18 protein-coding genes are annotated in these 15172 nt (G+C 45.1%); 4 read left to right on the top strand and 14 right to left on the bottom strand.

Annotated features, from left to right (window positions below; translation table 11 throughout):
* Positions 1-23 precede the first annotated feature (23 nt).
* Positions 24-932, bottom strand: a complete 909-nt coding sequence (gene ligD / locus FN782_RS02995; RefSeq protein ID WP_142504265.1) for a non-homologous end-joining DNA ligase — start codon at positions 930-932, stop codon at positions 24-26.
* Positions 933-1044: 112 nt separating this feature from the next.
* Between ligD and FN782_RS02990 the strand changes: the two genes are divergently transcribed.
* Entirely contained in the window at positions 1045-1362 is a 318-nt protein-coding gene (locus FN782_RS02990) for a hypothetical protein (protein ID WP_142504264.1), read from the top strand.
* A 41-nt stretch (positions 1363-1403) separates the two neighbouring features.
* On the opposite strand, the gene FN782_RS02985 is transcribed toward FN782_RS02990, so the two are convergent.
* Both FN782_RS02985 and FN782_RS02980 read right to left on the bottom strand, forming a co-directional pair.
* A complete protein-coding gene (locus tag FN782_RS02985; RefSeq protein ID WP_246064828.1) occupies positions 1404-2318 on the bottom strand; it encodes an ATP-dependent DNA ligase in 915 nt (304 codons plus the stop codon).
* Between the two features lie 121 nt (positions 2319-2439).
* The gene (locus FN782_RS02980; protein WP_142504262.1) at positions 2440-2751 is read right to left on the bottom strand and encodes an Mpo1-like protein; all 312 of its coding nucleotides are present in this window, start codon (positions 2749-2751) and stop codon (positions 2440-2442) included.
* A gap of 114 nt (positions 2752-2865) precedes the next feature.
* On the opposite strand from FN782_RS02980, the gene FN782_RS02975 reads away from it, so the two are divergent.
* Positions 2866-3198, top strand: coding sequence for a hypothetical protein (locus FN782_RS02975; RefSeq protein ID WP_142504261.1), 333 nt, complete (start codon positions 2866-2868; stop codon positions 3196-3198).
* An 11-nt stretch (positions 3199-3209) separates the two neighbouring features.
* On the opposite strand, the gene ku is transcribed toward FN782_RS02975, so the two are convergent.
* Both ku and FN782_RS02965 read right to left on the bottom strand, forming a co-directional pair.
* Positions 3210-4013, bottom strand: a complete 804-nt coding sequence (ku, locus tag FN782_RS02970; RefSeq protein ID WP_142504260.1) for a non-homologous end joining protein Ku — start codon at positions 4011-4013, stop codon at positions 3210-3212.
* An 11-nt stretch (positions 4014-4024) separates the two neighbouring features.
* Positions 4025-5392 carry a tetratricopeptide repeat protein gene (locus FN782_RS02965; protein ID WP_142504259.1) on the bottom strand — a complete coding sequence of 456 codons (1368 nt, stop codon included), beginning with the start codon at positions 5390-5392 and terminating at the stop codon, positions 4025-4027.
* A 439-nt stretch (positions 5393-5831) separates the two neighbouring features.
* Between FN782_RS02965 and azlC the strand changes: the two genes are divergently transcribed.
* Both azlC and FN782_RS02955 read left to right on the top strand, forming a co-directional pair.
* The gene (azlC, locus tag FN782_RS02960; RefSeq protein ID WP_142504322.1) at positions 5832-6542 is read left to right on the top strand and encodes an azaleucine resistance protein AzlC; all 711 of its coding nucleotides are present in this window, start codon (positions 5832-5834) and stop codon (positions 6540-6542) included.
* Positions 6539-6871: a branched-chain amino acid transporter permease gene (locus FN782_RS02955; RefSeq protein ID WP_142504258.1), complete on the top strand. Its 333-nt coding sequence runs from the start codon at positions 6539-6541 to the stop codon at positions 6869-6871. Before azlC ends, FN782_RS02955 begins: the two co-directional genes overlap by 4 nt.
* Before the next feature lie 254 nt (positions 6872-7125).
* On the opposite strand, the gene panD is transcribed toward FN782_RS02955, so the two are convergent.
* The 9 genes from panD to dapB form a co-directional block, all read right to left on the bottom strand.
* Positions 7126-7509, bottom strand: coding sequence for an aspartate 1-decarboxylase (panD, locus tag FN782_RS02950; RefSeq protein WP_142504257.1), 384 nt, complete (start codon positions 7507-7509; stop codon positions 7126-7128).
* Between the two features lie 2 nt (positions 7510-7511).
* Positions 7512-8366, bottom strand: coding sequence for a pantoate--beta-alanine ligase (gene panC, locus FN782_RS02945; protein ID WP_142504256.1), 855 nt, complete (start codon positions 8364-8366; stop codon positions 7512-7514).
* Positions 8363-9223, bottom strand: coding sequence for a 3-methyl-2-oxobutanoate hydroxymethyltransferase (gene panB / locus FN782_RS02940; protein WP_142504255.1), 861 nt, complete (start codon positions 9221-9223; stop codon positions 8363-8365). Before panB ends, panC begins: the two co-directional genes overlap by 4 nt.
* A gap of 247 nt (positions 9224-9470) precedes the next feature.
* Positions 9471-10442: a biotin--[acetyl-CoA-carboxylase] ligase gene (locus tag FN782_RS02935; protein WP_142504254.1), complete on the bottom strand. Its 972-nt coding sequence runs from the start codon at positions 10440-10442 to the stop codon at positions 9471-9473.
* Positions 10426-11655 (bottom strand): CCA tRNA nucleotidyltransferase, encoded by a 1230-nt coding sequence (locus FN782_RS02930; protein WP_142504253.1) that lies wholly within the window; start codon positions 11653-11655, stop codon positions 10426-10428. Before FN782_RS02930 ends, FN782_RS02935 begins: the two co-directional genes overlap by 17 nt.
* Positions 11652-12770, bottom strand: a complete 1119-nt coding sequence (bshA, locus tag FN782_RS02925) for an N-acetyl-alpha-D-glucosaminyl L-malate synthase BshA (RefSeq protein ID WP_142504252.1) — start codon at positions 12768-12770, stop codon at positions 11652-11654. The genes FN782_RS02930 and bshA overlap by 4 nt, the downstream gene beginning before the upstream one ends.
* Before the next feature lie 19 nt (positions 12771-12789).
* The gene (gene bshB1 / locus FN782_RS02920; protein ID WP_246064816.1) at positions 12790-13503 is read right to left on the bottom strand and encodes a bacillithiol biosynthesis deacetylase BshB1; all 714 of its coding nucleotides are present in this window, start codon (positions 13501-13503) and stop codon (positions 12790-12792) included.
* 2 nt (positions 13504-13505) lie between these two features.
* Positions 13506-13916, bottom strand: a complete 411-nt coding sequence (gene mgsA / locus FN782_RS02915; RefSeq protein ID WP_142504250.1) for a methylglyoxal synthase — start codon at positions 13914-13916, stop codon at positions 13506-13508.
* Between the two features lie 412 nt (positions 13917-14328).
* A complete protein-coding gene (gene dapB / locus FN782_RS02910; protein WP_142504321.1) occupies positions 14329-15132 on the bottom strand; it encodes a 4-hydroxy-tetrahydrodipicolinate reductase in 804 nt (267 codons plus the stop codon).
* Positions 15133-15172 lie beyond the last annotated feature (40 nt).

The raw sequence follows: 15172 nt of genomic DNA, 5'->3' as shown, positions 1-15172 counted from the left end.
CACCATACCTCAGTCACCATGGATCAAACAAGATCCAGATTCCTTCTTTTAGAAAGAAAGCCAAGAAGATCCGTTAAATCATAACGATGATGCGGTTGGGAAATCGAAGCAAAAAGATCCTGTTCCTTTTCCAGCCGTTGATGAATGGTTTCCAACGTGAACTGTCTTGGAGTAAAACCGGGCTTTAACTCTTCCCATTTCAGCGGTGTCGAAATGGTTGCTTCCGGTCGTGCTCTGGGGGAATAGGCGGCAATCAATGTCTTTCCTCCCCAGTGTTGCAGGTAATCAAAATATACCCGATGCCCCCGTTTTTTCACTTTCCGTTCAATGGTAATCAAATGAGGATACTTCTTCTGAAGATAGCGGGCCAAAAATTCGCTGATTTTTCGCGTTTCCTCAAATGTAAAACGCGGTTGAATGGGAACATAAATTTGCAACCCTGTCGCTCCGGATGTTTTTACCACCCCGTCTAGACCCATGGAACGAAGAGCTTCCCGTGTATAGAGTGCGGTTTCCATGACAGATTCAAAACCGCTTACTGAAGGATCAATATCAAAGACCAGTTCCGTTGGATATCCAGGATGATCAACCCGATCAAAGGAAACGTGAAACTCCAGACAAGCGAGATTCCCCAACCAGACTAAGGTCGGGAGATCCTGGAGGAGAATATATGTAATCTCCCCTGACTTTGCTGTTTGCACCCATTCCGGAGCATGAGAAGGTACATTCTTTTGGTAAAAAAATTCCCCATCTACCCCCTCTGGATAACGAATGGTGGTTAAAAAACGTTTCCGCACATAGGGCAACAGATACGGAGCCAGTCTAGTCAAATGGAGAACCCACTCCCATTTAGTTAATCCTGGAAACAATAACTTTTCCGGATTGGAAATCCGCAGTTCTCTTCCTTCAATACGAACATATTGATCGTCCATGTTTTTACCCTCCTTGTCGTCCCGCCCAAATCCAACAGGACAAATGACCCATACACCTTTAGTTACATACATTGCATAAGGAAAAGAGAAATTACCTTGAGGAGGAATCATCATGTCCCAAAACGAACAGCCTTTGGAAGATTACACCCTTCCGTCAGCACCCCTAAACACCGCTGGTGTGCAATCAAATGAAGGCGTCCCTTCATTTGACCTGATGAACCCGTATGGCGGATATAACGGTGATTACACCCAAATTTCCTCGTATGGTGGCTATGGAGATTTTGGGCACTATGGCGGTTATGGCCCTGTAAGCTATGAGAGAGATGCTCATACCAGTATCTTTTTCCCCTTCTTTGGATTCCCTTTTTTTGGTGCCCCGTTTTTTCCGTTCTTTCGTCCATTCCCCTTTTTTCCTAGACGGTTCTTCTGATAAGCGGATGATAAACAGAAACCCGGCATAAACCGGGTTTCTTATCGTTTGGGCGGCATTCGAAACCCCATAATCGTTGGAGAGCGAAGAGTTCCTTCCGGTGTCCATTCCAAATACCGAATGTCTACTGGGAGAGTCGGGCGTAGCCAAGTAACCCTGTCGTTCCTAGGAGGATTGATCACCGAAGGATCTTTTTGACACAACAGAGGAACAAACTGAGTCAGTAGCATCCGTTCCTCTTCATTCAGCCCGGACCCTGCTCGACCGATATACCTCCAATGATTTTTTTCCCTGATCCCAAGCAGCAATGACTGAACCACTTCTCCCCGTCGCAATGCACCCACAGCTGTCGCCGTCAAGGTTTTGAAGTGCTTGATTTTTAGCCAAGTAGGATGCTTTTTTCCGGGATGATACCGCCCATGACGTTCTTTCATAACAATTCCTTCCCAACCCTTCTCTTCAGTAGCTTTCCATAATTCCTTCCCATCTGGGAAACTCTCACACATTTGAACGGTATTGAACTCTTTACCGGAAAAAACGTTCTTAAGTTTTTCCAATCGCTCCTCTAAAGGCGTATTCAACAAGGATGTTCCATCAATGGAAAGAAGATCAAAAACGACATAATAAACTGGGATATCGTACATCATGGAAGATAACCCCTTTCCTTTCCCATACAATTCACGTTTCAAAACCTTGTAAAAGTTAGGTCGGCGATCTTCCATGGCTATCACTTCCCCATCCACTATTCCAGAATTCATCGGGAAATCCATAAGTGATTGTACAATTTCCGGATATTGATCCGTTCGGCGACGAAGCTTGCGATTAAACAGTTCCACCTTCCCTTGGTTTAAGTATGCTTGCATACGAATGCCATCCCATTTCACCTGGTAAAGCCAATCATCTGACTGAAAGATTTGCTCTCGGGATACAGGTTCCATAAGGGGAACGGGAGCCATCACCACCCTTCACCCTCCTTGTATGTTGTTTCTTGATTCAGGGAATGTACAGATATGCTTTAGTATGAGCACATCGGATTGTCAACATGAAAAAAACCCCGATCGGGGTCAGAAAGCTGTGTTAATGGTTTGTATCTTCGTGGTGATCTTCCCTATGATCCTCAGACTTTCCCAACCTTTTTCTTAACCACCACCAGGGACCGACAATGAGGAAGATCGGATTTCTGAAAAAAGACGGCTTTTTCCCTTCAAACATGTGCCCGATCAACTGCAGAACCCAACCCAGTATAAATAGAATAAGGGCTGGAGCCCAGTTAAAGAAAAACAAAGGAAGTGATACCACAATCATGGGAATACCGATGGCGTGAGTCAATTGATTAAGCGGATGTTGATGATCTTTTTTGTATTGTTCAAATAAATCGGAAAATTTCATGTTAAAAACCTCCTTTGTTACTTTCTTATTCCAGTTATTCTCGGACTTTCCTCCTTTTCAGGTATGGTTCTTTGGTTTTTACCATAAACATGTACCACAAAGGAGGCGACACAGATGAATGTTTCCATTAAAAAGAACTGGACATCCACTCTCCTGGTAACCGTCATCGCTTTTAATATGATGATGATCGGTCTTATTATCGCTCAACACCAGATTGCCCTGAAAGAAACAGCTCCCGTTACCACATCTCCCACTTCCGCCTCTCCCAACCAACGGATTGATACCCGTACAGAATTCAGGGGTAGCCGACGTGTCGGAAATTGGGAAGTGGAACATTACCAAAAGGTGGAAGTCATTCGGGATAAGCAGGGGCATGAAATAAAAACACGCCCGACCGGAGAAGACACATATATCCGGTATTGGAAAGGAGATCAGCCTGACTCCTGATCCATCTGCTGTTATCGAACGGCTTTTTTCTTTTTTCGGGGTTTCTTTCCCTTCGTATCCTCCAAGCTGGCTTTGAGAGCTTCCATCAGATCGACAACTCGCTCCGGCTTTTTTTCGGGGGCTTCGACGATCTCTTCTCCCTTGATCTTTTTCTCAATCATTTCTTCGACGGCTTGACGGTAGGTATCTTCATATTTGTCCGGTTCAAATTCTGTAGCCAGATTTTCAATTAGTTGCTTGGCCATTTCCATCTCTTTTTCCGGCAATTCCAGATTGGATGGCACTTCCGGAACGTGTTCTGTATTGCGAACCTCATCCGGATAAAAAATGGTTTCCAATATCAGACACTGTTGGTATACGCGCACCACAGCCAAGGATTGCTTGGAGCGAAGGGTTATTTTGGCCACTCCGATTTTCCCTGTTTCATTCATCGCTTCTCTCAGCAGTGAGTATGCCTTTTCACCATGTTCTCCCGGACCCAGATAGTATGTTTTATCAAAATAAACCGGATCAATCTCCTCCAGTTGAACAAAATCTAAAATTTCAATCGCCTTTCGGTTCTCCGTCTCAATCGCTTCCAATTCCTCTTTTTCCACCAGAACAAATTGATTGTCCCCATATTCATAGCCCTTTACCACTTCATCGAACGGAATATTTGTGTCACAGGTGGAACAGTATCGATTGTATCGAATAGGGGTTTTACATTTTTTATGGAGACTTCGAAAGGATACATTTTTCGGCTGTGTGGCTGTAAACATTTTGACAGGAATATGAACCAGTCCGAAACTGATTGATCCCTTCCAAAGGGTATGCATATTTCACCCTCCTATTTTAAAATGGTTTCCCAACACTGTCGGGTTTGATTGGTTTGGCCGGTCAATACATAACATAATCCTTCATAAAACACTGGATCTGCCCAGTGCGGATTCTGTTCCTGCGCTTTTTGAAAAGCTTTTACGGCTTGTTGCGTTTGATGTTGTTCCAATAACACGCGACCAAGCTGATAATATCCCAAAGATTGAGCCAACGGGTCGGTTTGATGAATGACTCGACGGGCCATGGTTTCTGCATGTTGAAGATCCCCGCAGTAAGCAGAAATTCGGGACTGTAAAACCAACCATATCGGGTGTTCAACCAACGTCTCTGGAATGCGGGCCAGAGACTTTTGAACTTGTTCCAAATCGCCCTCTTGCAAACAATACCACACATAAGTAAACAGAAGTTCCTGGTTATCGGGAGCCAGTGTCAATCCTTTTTGAAGAGACGCGATCGCTTCCCTCGGCTGTCCCGACAACCATAAATTCCAACTAAGTCCATGATAGGCATCAGTCCTTTCCGGAGAGGCCTTGAGGACTTTCTGATACCAATAGACAGCCTGCTCATTTTCCCCTCTTTCTTCAAAATGATGGGCGATGGACTCCATGACTGAGGGATGTTTGGCTTTACGAAAAGAAGCCATTCGCCAATAGGTGACGTATTCCCATTGACCTAACTTTTCGTAACAACAGGACAGATAGTACATACTTTCCCAGTCTTCTGGATTCTGATCAAGAACGCGCATAAATAAAGGGATCGATTCATGATAATTTCTGAGACGAAAGTGACAGGTGGCCATATTAAACAAGGTATCCTCTCTGTCCGGTTCAATGGATAGGGACTTCTCAAACTGCCGAATTGCCTGGGAATCCTGTCCTTTTCGAACATGTATGCAACCCAGCATATGGTAGGCAAAAGCACTAAACCGGGGGATGTCAGAGGTTTCAGCCACCATTTGAAACTCTCGGTGAGCTTCCATCAGTTTCCCTTCCTGAAAATCACTCAAAGCCAGATACAAACGTCCCAGAAGAAATTCCGGCTCATTTTGAACGACAATTTGAAAATAAGGACGAGCTTCTGCGAACATTTTTAACTGATAAAAACCTTGTCCTTCCCGAAAAGCCCGAACGGCTTGGCTGTCCAGAAAAAATTCTTCGCTTAATTCTTCTTCAGATTCTCCTAGGTCAGGACAGTGATTCAGGAGGGAGGTCATCTGTTCTTCCAAATCAATCCAACCATCTAACAGCTCATTCAGATCCCGACGCAGTTTTCGGAATGTATTCCGAAGTTGGATGCGCTCTTGGTCTCCCGCTGTTTCATATTGCCTTTCAATATCGGTTAACTGTTTTTTTGTTTGTTGCAGCCATTTACGGAACATACATTCCCCTCCCTGCAATCACGAAGTATTCCACAGTATCTCCTAAGTGGAAAAATCCATGCAGCCATCTAAACATGAACACAACTTAGTATGAAATGAAGAATGGAAAATAACGGTCTCTTTGCAAAATCCGCAAATGACTGACTTTATTATTTTTTCAAGTAACCTTGTGGTCGCAAGCGGTGGAACATGTTATGAAAATGGTAGGAGTCAGTTTGGAAAGAAGCAATCGCCAGATACATAATCCCTCAAGTAAAAAAGGGCAGTTCCCTTAAAACGGGATTCGTCATCTTTTTGGACAAAAACCTCCTACTTATAATTAAAATAGGGGATTATTTCTGTTAGGAAAAATTGTTATCCTACAATAATCGCATTTTTGTATGGATTTTTCGTGTTAAAATTGTATGAAAAACAGCTGGCCATAAAGGATGTGAATCATATGAAAAAAAGAAATCAAATATGGATGGCATTTCGTTCGGCTTTTCCGTATACAACCCCCATATTTGCAGGCTTTGTATTTTTGGGAATCGCTTATGGAATCTATATGAATTCATTAGGTTTCAGTGCAATTTATCCAATCCTGTTGAGTCTAACGATATTTGCGGGATCCATGGAGTTTGTTGCAGCCCATTTATTGCTTGCTGCCTTTCATCCGATTAACGCCCTTTTTCTAACGTTAATGGTGAATGCTCGACATTTGTTTTATGGCATTTCCATGCTGGACAAGTATAGGGGAACCGGCAAGAAAAAGTTTTATATGATTTATGGGTTATGCGATGAGTCTTTTTCTATCAATTGTACCGTTGATGTTCCAATGAATGTGGACAAGGGCTGGTTTATGTTCTTCGTGACATTGCTTAATCATTCCTATTGGGTCATAGGAGCGACGATTGGTGGCATTTTTGGATCTCTAGTGCAGTTCAACACAGAAGGGCTTGATTTTGTTATGACGGCTCTCTTTGTTGTAATCTTCATTGAACAGTGGATGAAAGAGAAAAGGCACCATAGTGCTCTCGTAGGGCTTGGACTGTCAACTGTCTGTCTTATTATTTTTGGCGGAAACAACTTCATTATTCCCGCTATGCTGGTGATTCTGGGGATGCTTACGGTTCTTAGAAAACCATTGGAGAAAGCTGAGGCTACTGTATGACTATGAGTTTAACGCAGCAAATTGTCACGATTGCTATGGTTGTATTAGGCACTATGCTTACAAGGTTTCTTCCATTTGTTATTTTCCCACCCGGTAAACCCACACCGAAGTATGTTCAGTATCTGGGCAAAGTGTTGCCCTCAGCAGTGTTAGGACTTTTGGTGATTTACTCTTTAAAGGATGTAAGCTTATTATCTGGCAGCCACGGGGTCCCTGAGTTTATTGCAATAGCGGCAGTTTCTCTGCTTCATTTTTGGAGGAAAAATATGCTGATCTCTATAGCAGGAGGAACAATGGTCTACATGATTTTGGTCCAATTGTTTTTTTAATTGGAAATAGTCAAAGGGGGAGTCCATAGTGGTGAAAAAATTAATGAGTTTGAAATACATGAGAAACATCATTAGACTCTCGACAACAATATGGAGGCAGTTTCTTATCGTACATCCGTTTTACACTTTTTATAATTGCCGGCGTCGTACTCAATCTAAAGCCAACCCGTGAAGGTTGGCTTTAGATTGAACTCTTATTCAATTGATTTCTTTTTCCTTGATCGGCGTTCGCTCCCTCTACCCCTATTTTTCGATTATAAGGTGGTTCCCTGGATTTCCTTTTCGATGATCTGTGTAATCTGGTTTCCCTCTCCCATGATTGCGATCTTCGGTTCATGATGCCGGGCGTCGTTTTCCGGCATCATGGTATAGGAGATGATGATGACCGTATCTCCGGGTTGAACCAAACGGGCAGCTGCTCCGTTTAAGCAAATGGTTCCACTTTTCCGGGGGCCGGGGATGACATACGTTTCCAAACGTGCTCCATTGTTGTTGTTCACAATCTGCACCTTTTCATTGGGCAGAATATCTAGGGTATCCATTAATTCCTGATCAATGGTAATGCTCCCCACATAATTCAGGTTTGCTTCCGTTACCGTAGCACGGTGAATTTTAGATTTCATCATCATGCGATACATATTCATCTCTCCTCTGATGACCAAATCACATTATCAATCAAACGAGTGTTTCCCAGCCAGACAGCCACCGCTGCAATGCTGGTCTGCTGTCCAAGTTCTTGAACGGGGGCCAGACCAGGATAGCTTAACACTTCCACATAGTCTACAGAGAGGCCAGAAATCACTTCCAATTTCTTCCTTATAAAGTCAGCGGCCTGAGAAGCATGGATCAACTGTCCACTTTCCTTTTGTTTTGTCGCCTCGCAAAGCGTTTGATAAAGAATGACTGCCTTTTTTCGCTCCTCCGGTGACAGATATATGTTGCGGGAACTCATCGCCAATCCGTCCTCTTCCCGTACGATCGGACATGGAACGATTTCGACCGGAAAGTTAAGATCATTCACCATTTGCTGGATGACGGCAACCTGTTGCGCATCTTTCAGTCCAAAATACGCCCGGTTTGGCATAACGATGTGAAACAATTTGGAAACGACGGTTGCCACTCCGTCAAAATGGCCGGGGCGGGAAGCTCCACACAATCGATGGGTTAACTCTGTTACAGAAACGGTTGTTCGCGGTTTGGCGGGATACATTTCATTGATTTCAGGGCAAAATACAAGGTCCGCTCCCGCTTCTTTTGCCAAGCGGAGATCTCGCTTTAAATCCCGTGGATACCGCTTTAAATCTTCATTTGGAGCAAATTGGAGAGGGTTGACAAAGATACTCACCACAACCCGGTCACATTCCTGTACGGCTCGCTCAATCAGGCTGATATGCCCCTGGTGCAAATATCCCATCGTTGGAACCAACCCTACGATTTTCCCCTGTTCTTCTGCAAGGATTCCCTGAAGTTCTCGGATGGTTTGAATGGTTTTCATGAAGAACGTCCTCCATATAGGGTATCCATTACGGAAGGATGAAGCTGAAACGTATGTTTTTTGTCCGGAAAAGCTCCTTCCCGAACCTCTCTTACATACGTCGCAATCCCACGAATCACCTCTTCACCGGTTTTGGCGTACGTCTTGACAAATGAAGGGCTCATTTCACTGCCATATTGTAAGAGATCATGGTATACAAGAACTTGACCATCACAAAAACGACCCGCTCCAATTCCGATTGTGGGAACGTTGAGCGCTTCCGTAATTCTGGCTGTCACTTCTTCCGGAACGCATTCCAGCACAATCGAAAAAACTCCAGCCTCTTCCAGTCGTTTGGCATCATCCATTAACTGTTTGGCGGATTCCAGGTCTCTTCCCTGGATGCGATACCCGCCCAATTGATGAACGGATTGGGGGGTTAACCCGATATGGCCCATGACAGGAATCCCAGCATCCACACAGGCACGAATTCCGTCCAGTACTGCATTGTTGCATCCTTCCACTTTAACAGCTTGGGCGCCTCCTTCTTGCATCAAGCGACCGGCAGCTTTTAAAACATCTTCCCGACCAAGGTGAGCCGTTAAAAACGGAAGATCGGATACGACCAGTGAGTGGTGTGCTCCGCGTACCACTGCTTTGGTATGGTGAAGCATATCTTCAAGCGTAACAGGGACGGTAGATTCGTAACCAAGTACAACCATCCCCAAAGAATCTCCAACGAGCAGAAGATCCGCTCCTCCGGCTTCCGCCATCTTGGCCGAAGGGTAGTCATATGCGGTAACCATAGCAATTTTGGTTCCCTGATTCTTCATTTGATGAAGGGTCCGAAGCGTCACTTTCTTTGCATGTGTACTCATGACACCAACCTCCTTGTGATGCTCCGGAGTCAGAGGTAATACAATACAAAAACGCCTTCCTAGCCATCAATGGACAAGAAGACGTCTGTTTTCGACGATACCTCTGTCTCCGTCCCGAGGGCTCAGAGCAGAAAACAAGATGTAATTCAGTTTTGCAGAAAGCAAAGTGATAAGTGCGACTCCAATTGGATGCCGCCTGTTGCTTCTTATTCAGATTAAACCATCTTTCGCTCGTTGACAATAAAAATTAATATTCGATGTCGGAGGAAAACACCGGTGTTACCTTTTCTCCTTGACGAATCAGGAGAGCGCCCGTTGAATCCAGCCCCATAGCTACTCCCTCAATAACTCCCCGGTGGGTGGTGGTGCGCACCTGTTTTCCCAGTATCGCAGCGTATTCCTCCCACAAAATCCGAATGGGTTCAAACCCATTATCCAAAAAAGCATCATATAGATCTTCCATCTCTTTTAATATCGCCGGAATTAACACCCTTCGACGATATTGCTTTTTCCCTTCAATGGCCAGGGAGGTGGCGATCTCTCTTAGCTCTTCAGGCCAATCGCTTTCTGTTTGGTTGGCATTAATCCCCATACCTAAAATGACATATTGAACGCCATCTTGTTCTCCGCGGGTTTCGGTCAAAATCCCTGAGATTTTTTTCCCTTCAATTAAAAGGTCATTGGGCCATTTAATCCGTATATCCAATCCTGTTTCCCTGCGCAATGACCGAGTCAAAGCTACAGAACCCACCAAAGTCAACTGGGAAGCTTGAGCCAATGTAATTTCCGGTCTAAGGATCAGGCTCATCCAGATGCCGGTTCCTGGTGGTGAATGCCAAAAACGGCCCATGCGTCCTCGTCCCTGGGTCTGTTCTTCTGTTACCACCAACGACCCTTCCTTCGCTCCCTCTTTGGCCCACTCATGGGCCAAAACTTGAGTGGACGGAAGGCTTTCCCGATACCGAATCCATTGCCCAAACCGTTGTGTCTTCAGATGAAACTTGAGTTCTTCAGGAGATACCCGATCCGGTCGGTAAAGGAGTTGATATCCCTTTTTGGGTCGGGCTTCAATTTGATATCCTTCTTTCCGAAGTTCTTCAATATGTTTCCAGATCGCGGTACGACTGCAATGCAAACGCTCACTGATCTCTTCTCCGGAAAGAAATTCACTTTCATGTTCCAGCAACAGTGATAATAAGTGTTCACGAATCTTGGACAAGTCGACATCCCTCCTGAATCAACAATTCTCTTTGATTGGAAATCTCACCGAGAGCCACTTTTTCCAATAACACTTGAATCACTTGGCCGATCCACGGTCCGGGCTTCCGACCAACAGATTCTAACAGGATTTGGCCATTTAATTGCAGATCTTCCGGCCCATGAACCGGCATTTCTCTGTACCAGCGTTTTAGCGCTTGTTGAAGGGTTTGAACGTTTCCTTTCTCCCAACCGTACATTCGGGAGGCTGTAATCAATGATTTACTTAAGACATCTAGACCTTCGGATAAAAGTAGCCTTTTCCCATCCTTTTCATCACTTTCAGTAAGATGCCAACCCAAAGCCAGTTGATAGATTTTGCGGATGAACGCAACCTCTTTGGAAGACAAACGCAAACTGTGCAATCGATCCGTGATATCTGGTCCCCGCGCACCATAAAGGTAGAGCAAAAGCGCCCAACAGATTTGCGGGTCTTTGATATCATCCAATCGTGTGAAAGAAGAGGGATCGAGAGTGGACGGGTTCCAACGATGAAACGGAGGAAGATCAGAAAACAGATCCTTCCTCCACAGCAATTCAAGGGCTTGGGATGGCTGTCTTGTTTTCCATAGTTTATGAAACTCCATTGTAACCCTCTCCACTGCCAAATAACGCATCAGTTTCTTTTGACGAAGCAGTGCTTCTTCTGTCTCCGCATCCAACTGAAAGGACAACTGTGCCATAAACCGTAGGGCTCGTACCATTCGCAAGGCGTCTTCCTGAAAGCGCATGTCTGCTTTCCCAACAGCCCGTATCACTTTTCGTTTTAGATCTTCTGCACCTTTGAAAGGATCGTACAGATTTCCATATCGATCTTGTGCCATGGCATTAATGGTGAAGTCACGACGGGACAGGTCTGCGGAAAGATCCTTTACAAAGGTTACTTGACGGGGTCTCCGATGATCTGTGAAACCGGTCTCTTGACGAAAAGTGGTCACCTCCGTCATCTGTCCATCCTGGATCACCGCTACCGTTCCATGTTGTAAACCCGTAGGTACAGTCTTTGAAAACAACCGCTGAACGGTTTCCGGATGAGCATCAGTGGTCACATCGTAGTCCACCGGCTCCTTGCCAAGAAGACGATCCCGAACACAGCCACCCACCCAATACGCTTGATAGCCATGGGATTCCAGAGTGGTAATCACTTTAAGAGAAGCATGATATGCTTCATTCATGTTTCAATCACCCGTTGATAAAGCGCTTCATACTGGTCAGCAATTTTCTCAGCACAGAATACCTCTTTTGCCCGTATCAATCCATTTTCCGAACATCGGTGGTATAACTCTGAATCTGTAAGCAACCGGATTGCGTTCTTTGCCATATGACTCACATCTCCGACTTCCGACAAGAAACCAGTTTCGCCGTCGATTACCACTTCGGGCAATCCGCCCGCACGGGAACCAACAGTCGGCACACCACAAGCCATAGCTTCTAGTGCTACCAAACCAAAGCTCTCTTTGGATGAGGGCAATAACAAAAGATCAGCTAAAGAAATTAACCGAGCAACCTCATCCTGTTTTCCCAGAAATGAAATCTTGGACTCCAGACCCAGATCCTTGGCCAGCTGAACAGCTCGTGGCCACTCAGGGCCTTCACCTACCAAAATAAGGCGGGAGGGTACATGTTTTTGTACTTGTTCAAAGATACGAATGACATCCAATGGTCGTTTTACAGCTCGAAAGTTGGAAATATGTAAAAGTAATTTCTCTTCATTCGTTGCGTATTCGCAGCGTATATCTGAAACGTCTTTTGGTTTGTAAACCCGTTGGTCTACAAAGTTATAAATCTTGTCCAATCCTTGATCCACACAAAACAATTCCTTGGTTTGCCGGACAAGGCTTTCTGAAACAGCAGTCACGGCATCACTATGGTTAATTCCAAAACAGATGATATCTTTCAATGAAGGATCTTCCCCCAGAACCGTAATATCGGTTCCGTGCAATGTAGTAACCACCTTTAACGATTTCCCAACCATCTGCTTGGCAAGATAGGCACACAGTGCATGGGGTACAGCGTAATGAACATGGATCAGATCCAGATGATGCATCTTTGCCACCTGTGCCATCCGGTTGGCCAGAGCGAGGTCGTAGGGGGGGACTCGAAGCACCGCATATCGATTGGCTTCCACCTCATGATAGTGAATATTGTGATGAAAGCTTCCCAGTCGAAAAGGTATATCATAGGAGATAAAGTGGACTTGGTGACCTCGTTCAGACATCAGTTTTCCCAACTCTGTGGCCACAACTCCAGACCCTCCATGACTGGGATAACAGGTGATTCCAATGCGCATCAAAACTCCTCCTTAGCATTCACTCGATCAGCGATTTCATCGAGATAGGTTGAATCGATACCAATCCCTCTCCATGAGTTACACCGATCTGATATCCCCAATTTCTGTCACGCCCATCCACCATTGACAAATATGTTGGATTGTTTAAAGGGGTATTTACTCGACCGTCGCCAGGAACAAACTGACTTTCAAATGCCAATATGGCATCCTTTTTTCTGGAATACACACTGCTGACATCAACAATCATATCAGCTTTTCCTGTATGATTGATAAAATAAAAGTAAAGATGTTGGACTCGGTGGGGGGCCTCACCATTTTGAGTGGCTTTTTTACGGATCGCAGCATCAAAAACCGCCTCCCTGACCATTTGGCTGCAAGCAATATGATCGGGATGGCGGTCTTCCCAATGTGGAGCCAGAACAACACGCGGTTGAAGTTTACGGATCAATGCAACCATCGCATGAATTTGCTGATCCGATCCATCTAACCCGCGATCCGGAAAACCTAAGCGATACCGCTGAGAAAGGCCCAATATTTCTCCCGCATGATCCGCTTCCTTTCGCCGGGTATTCACATCTCCATTGGACGAAAGCTCTCCATCCGTCAGATCACAAATGGCAACTGAAAATCCTTTTGTGGTATGGAGTGCCACAATCCCTCCCGCCCCGATTTCAACATCGTCAGGGTGAGCACCAAAAGCCAATAGATCTACTTGAGGGTACGCATTATCCATCATCATTCTTCCTTTCGTGAATGGATCAATTGACGCCATTGAAAGTTCCCTTGTTCAAACGATCGAATAAAGATTTCTGCCGCCGCAATATTGGTGGCAACTGGAACATGATGTACATCTGCCAAACGTAACAATGCCAGTATATCCGGCTCATGGGGCTGTGCTTGCAATGGGTCACGTAAAAATATAATGCAATCCATCCGGTTCTCCGCCAATAAAGCCCCAATTTGCTGATCCCCTCCCATAGGTCCTGACAGAAAACGATGAACCGTCAACCCAGTTGCTTCCACAATTTTCTTGCCGGTTGTCCCTGTAGCATATAACGTATGCTTACGTAACAGCGGTTGATAGGCGATCGCAAACTGAACCATATCTTTTTTCAAATTGTCATGGGCAATCAGTGCGATATTCATCCCTGCTCCTCCCAGATCAGATGTTTGAAAAAACCACCCGGCAACTTCACCCTACCGCGCGGAAAAATAGAACTCAAGGCATAATATCAAATTGAATTGATTTCATTATATTCTATTCCAAAACACAGAATCAAGAAAGATAGAACGTTTCACCCTGCAAATCGAGATCTCAAATGATAATAATAATTCGTGATCCCTTGGGATTTCGAACCTTTCTTTTTGAGTTTGTTTTGCAAACCTGTTTGAAACTATAATGATCCAAAATCACCCTTGCGGAGAAAACACCGTTAAAAAAGAGAGACGATTTCCGGTGGAAACCCTGCACCCAACCATCCGCTGGTTGGAGAGCAGAGGCATCTTTAACGGAAATCGCCTCCCTTTCATTTGTCCATCACCTCAAGTAGCTCCCCCTTTAAAGATCCATAACATTTTCCAGACCATAGACCAGGCGCTTTAACTCCATGACCTTTTCTACGGCCAGTTTCACACCTGGCATAAACGATTGGCGATTCATGGAGTCATGACGAAGCGTCAACAATTGCCCTGCCCCTCCAAAAAGCACTTCTTGGTGTGCCACCAAACCGGGCAAACGAACACTGTGAATGCGAAATCCATCCCGGTATCCGCCGCGTGCCCCTTCCAATACTTCTTTTTCATCGATATGTCCTTGCTTCCGTTCATCTCTTTTTTGGGAGATCAGTTCTGCTGTTTTCATTGCCGTTCCGGAAGGCGCATCCAACTTTTGATCGTGATGCATTTCAATGATCTCTACATCTGGTAGATACTGAGCTGCTTTTGAAGCAAAAACCATCATCAATACAGCACCTATGGCAAAATTGGGAGCGATAATTCCACCGAGCTCCCGTTCCTGGCATTGATGGTCCAATTCTTGGATTGATTCTTCGCTCAGACCGGAAGTCCCAACCACCGGCCGAACGCCTGATTGGATGGCCAGTTCCATGTGTTTTTTTACTGCTTCAGGTGTGGTAAGATCAATCATTACATCAGGTTGTCCCAGATCCAACGCTTCTTCCAGTGAATTTGTCAAAGGGACACCGATTTCATTCAATCCGATCGCAAGTCCCACATCCTCCCCTTTATGGGAACGAGCTACCGCACCCGTAAGCTTTAAATGCTCCTCTTGATGGATCATTTTAATGGTTTCCTGCCCCATCCGACCTGTAGCTCCAGCAACAACGATATGTATCGGCTTCATTCTGTGACACGCTCCGACGCTGAAAGGCACCGGAGACGCT

Source organism: Melghirimyces algeriensis, assembly GCF_900182565.1.
GTDB lineage: Bacteria > Bacillota > Bacilli > Thermoactinomycetales > DSM-45169 > Melghirimyces > Melghirimyces algeriensis.
Note: the sequence above shows the minus strand (reverse complement) of the source record. Positions and strands in the feature narration are given on the sequence as shown.

Excerpts from the sequence above, each read along its gene's own strand:
- ligD (WP_142504265.1), bottom strand. The coding sequence starts at position 932 with ATGGACGATCAATATGTTCGTATTGAAGGAAGAGAACTGCGGATTTCC.
- FN782_RS02990 (WP_142504264.1), top strand. The coding sequence starts at position 1,045 with ATGTCCCAAAACGAACAGCCTTTGGAAGATTACACCCTTCCGTCAGCA.
- FN782_RS02985 (WP_246064828.1), bottom strand. The coding sequence starts at position 2,318 with ATGGCTCCCGTTCCCCTTATGGAACCTGTATCCCGAGAGCAAATCTTT.
- FN782_RS02980 (WP_142504262.1), bottom strand. The coding sequence starts at position 2,751 with ATGAAATTTTCCGATTTATTTGAACAATACAAAAAAGATCATCAACAT.
- FN782_RS02975 (WP_142504261.1), top strand. The coding sequence starts at position 2,866 with ATGAATGTTTCCATTAAAAAGAACTGGACATCCACTCTCCTGGTAACC.
- ku (WP_142504260.1), bottom strand. The coding sequence starts at position 4,013 with ATGCATACCCTTTGGAAGGGATCAATCAGTTTCGGACTGGTTCATATT.
- FN782_RS02965 (WP_142504259.1), bottom strand. The coding sequence starts at position 5,392 with ATGTTCCGTAAATGGCTGCAACAAACAAAAAAACAGTTAACCGATATT.
- azlC (WP_142504322.1), top strand. The coding sequence starts at position 5,832 with ATGAAAAAAAGAAATCAAATATGGATGGCATTTCGTTCGGCTTTTCCG.
- FN782_RS02955 (WP_142504258.1), top strand. The coding sequence starts at position 6,539 with ATGACTATGAGTTTAACGCAGCAAATTGTCACGATTGCTATGGTTGTA.
- panD (WP_142504257.1), bottom strand. The coding sequence starts at position 7,509 with ATGTATCGCATGATGATGAAATCTAAAATTCACCGTGCTACGGTAACG.
- panC (WP_142504256.1), bottom strand. The coding sequence starts at position 8,366 with ATGAAAACCATTCAAACCATCCGAGAACTTCAGGGAATCCTTGCAGAA.
- panB (WP_142504255.1), bottom strand. The coding sequence starts at position 9,223 with ATGAGTACACATGCAAAGAAAGTGACGCTTCGGACCCTTCATCAAATG.
- FN782_RS02930 (WP_142504253.1), bottom strand. The coding sequence starts at position 11,655 with ATGAATGAAGCATATCATGCTTCTCTTAAAGTGATTACCACTCTGGAA.
- bshA (WP_142504252.1), bottom strand. The coding sequence starts at position 12,770 with ATGCGCATTGGAATCACCTGTTATCCCAGTCATGGAGGGTCTGGAGTT.
- bshB1 (WP_246064816.1), bottom strand. The coding sequence starts at position 13,503 with ATGGATAATGCGTACCCTCAAGTAGATCTATTGGCTTTTGGTGCTCAC.
- mgsA (WP_142504250.1), bottom strand. The coding sequence starts at position 13,916 with ATGAATATCGCACTGATTGCCCATGACAATTTGAAAAAAGATATGGTT.
- dapB (WP_142504321.1), bottom strand. The coding sequence starts at position 15,132 with ATGAAGCCGATACATATCGTTGTTGCTGGAGCTACAGGTCGGATGGGG.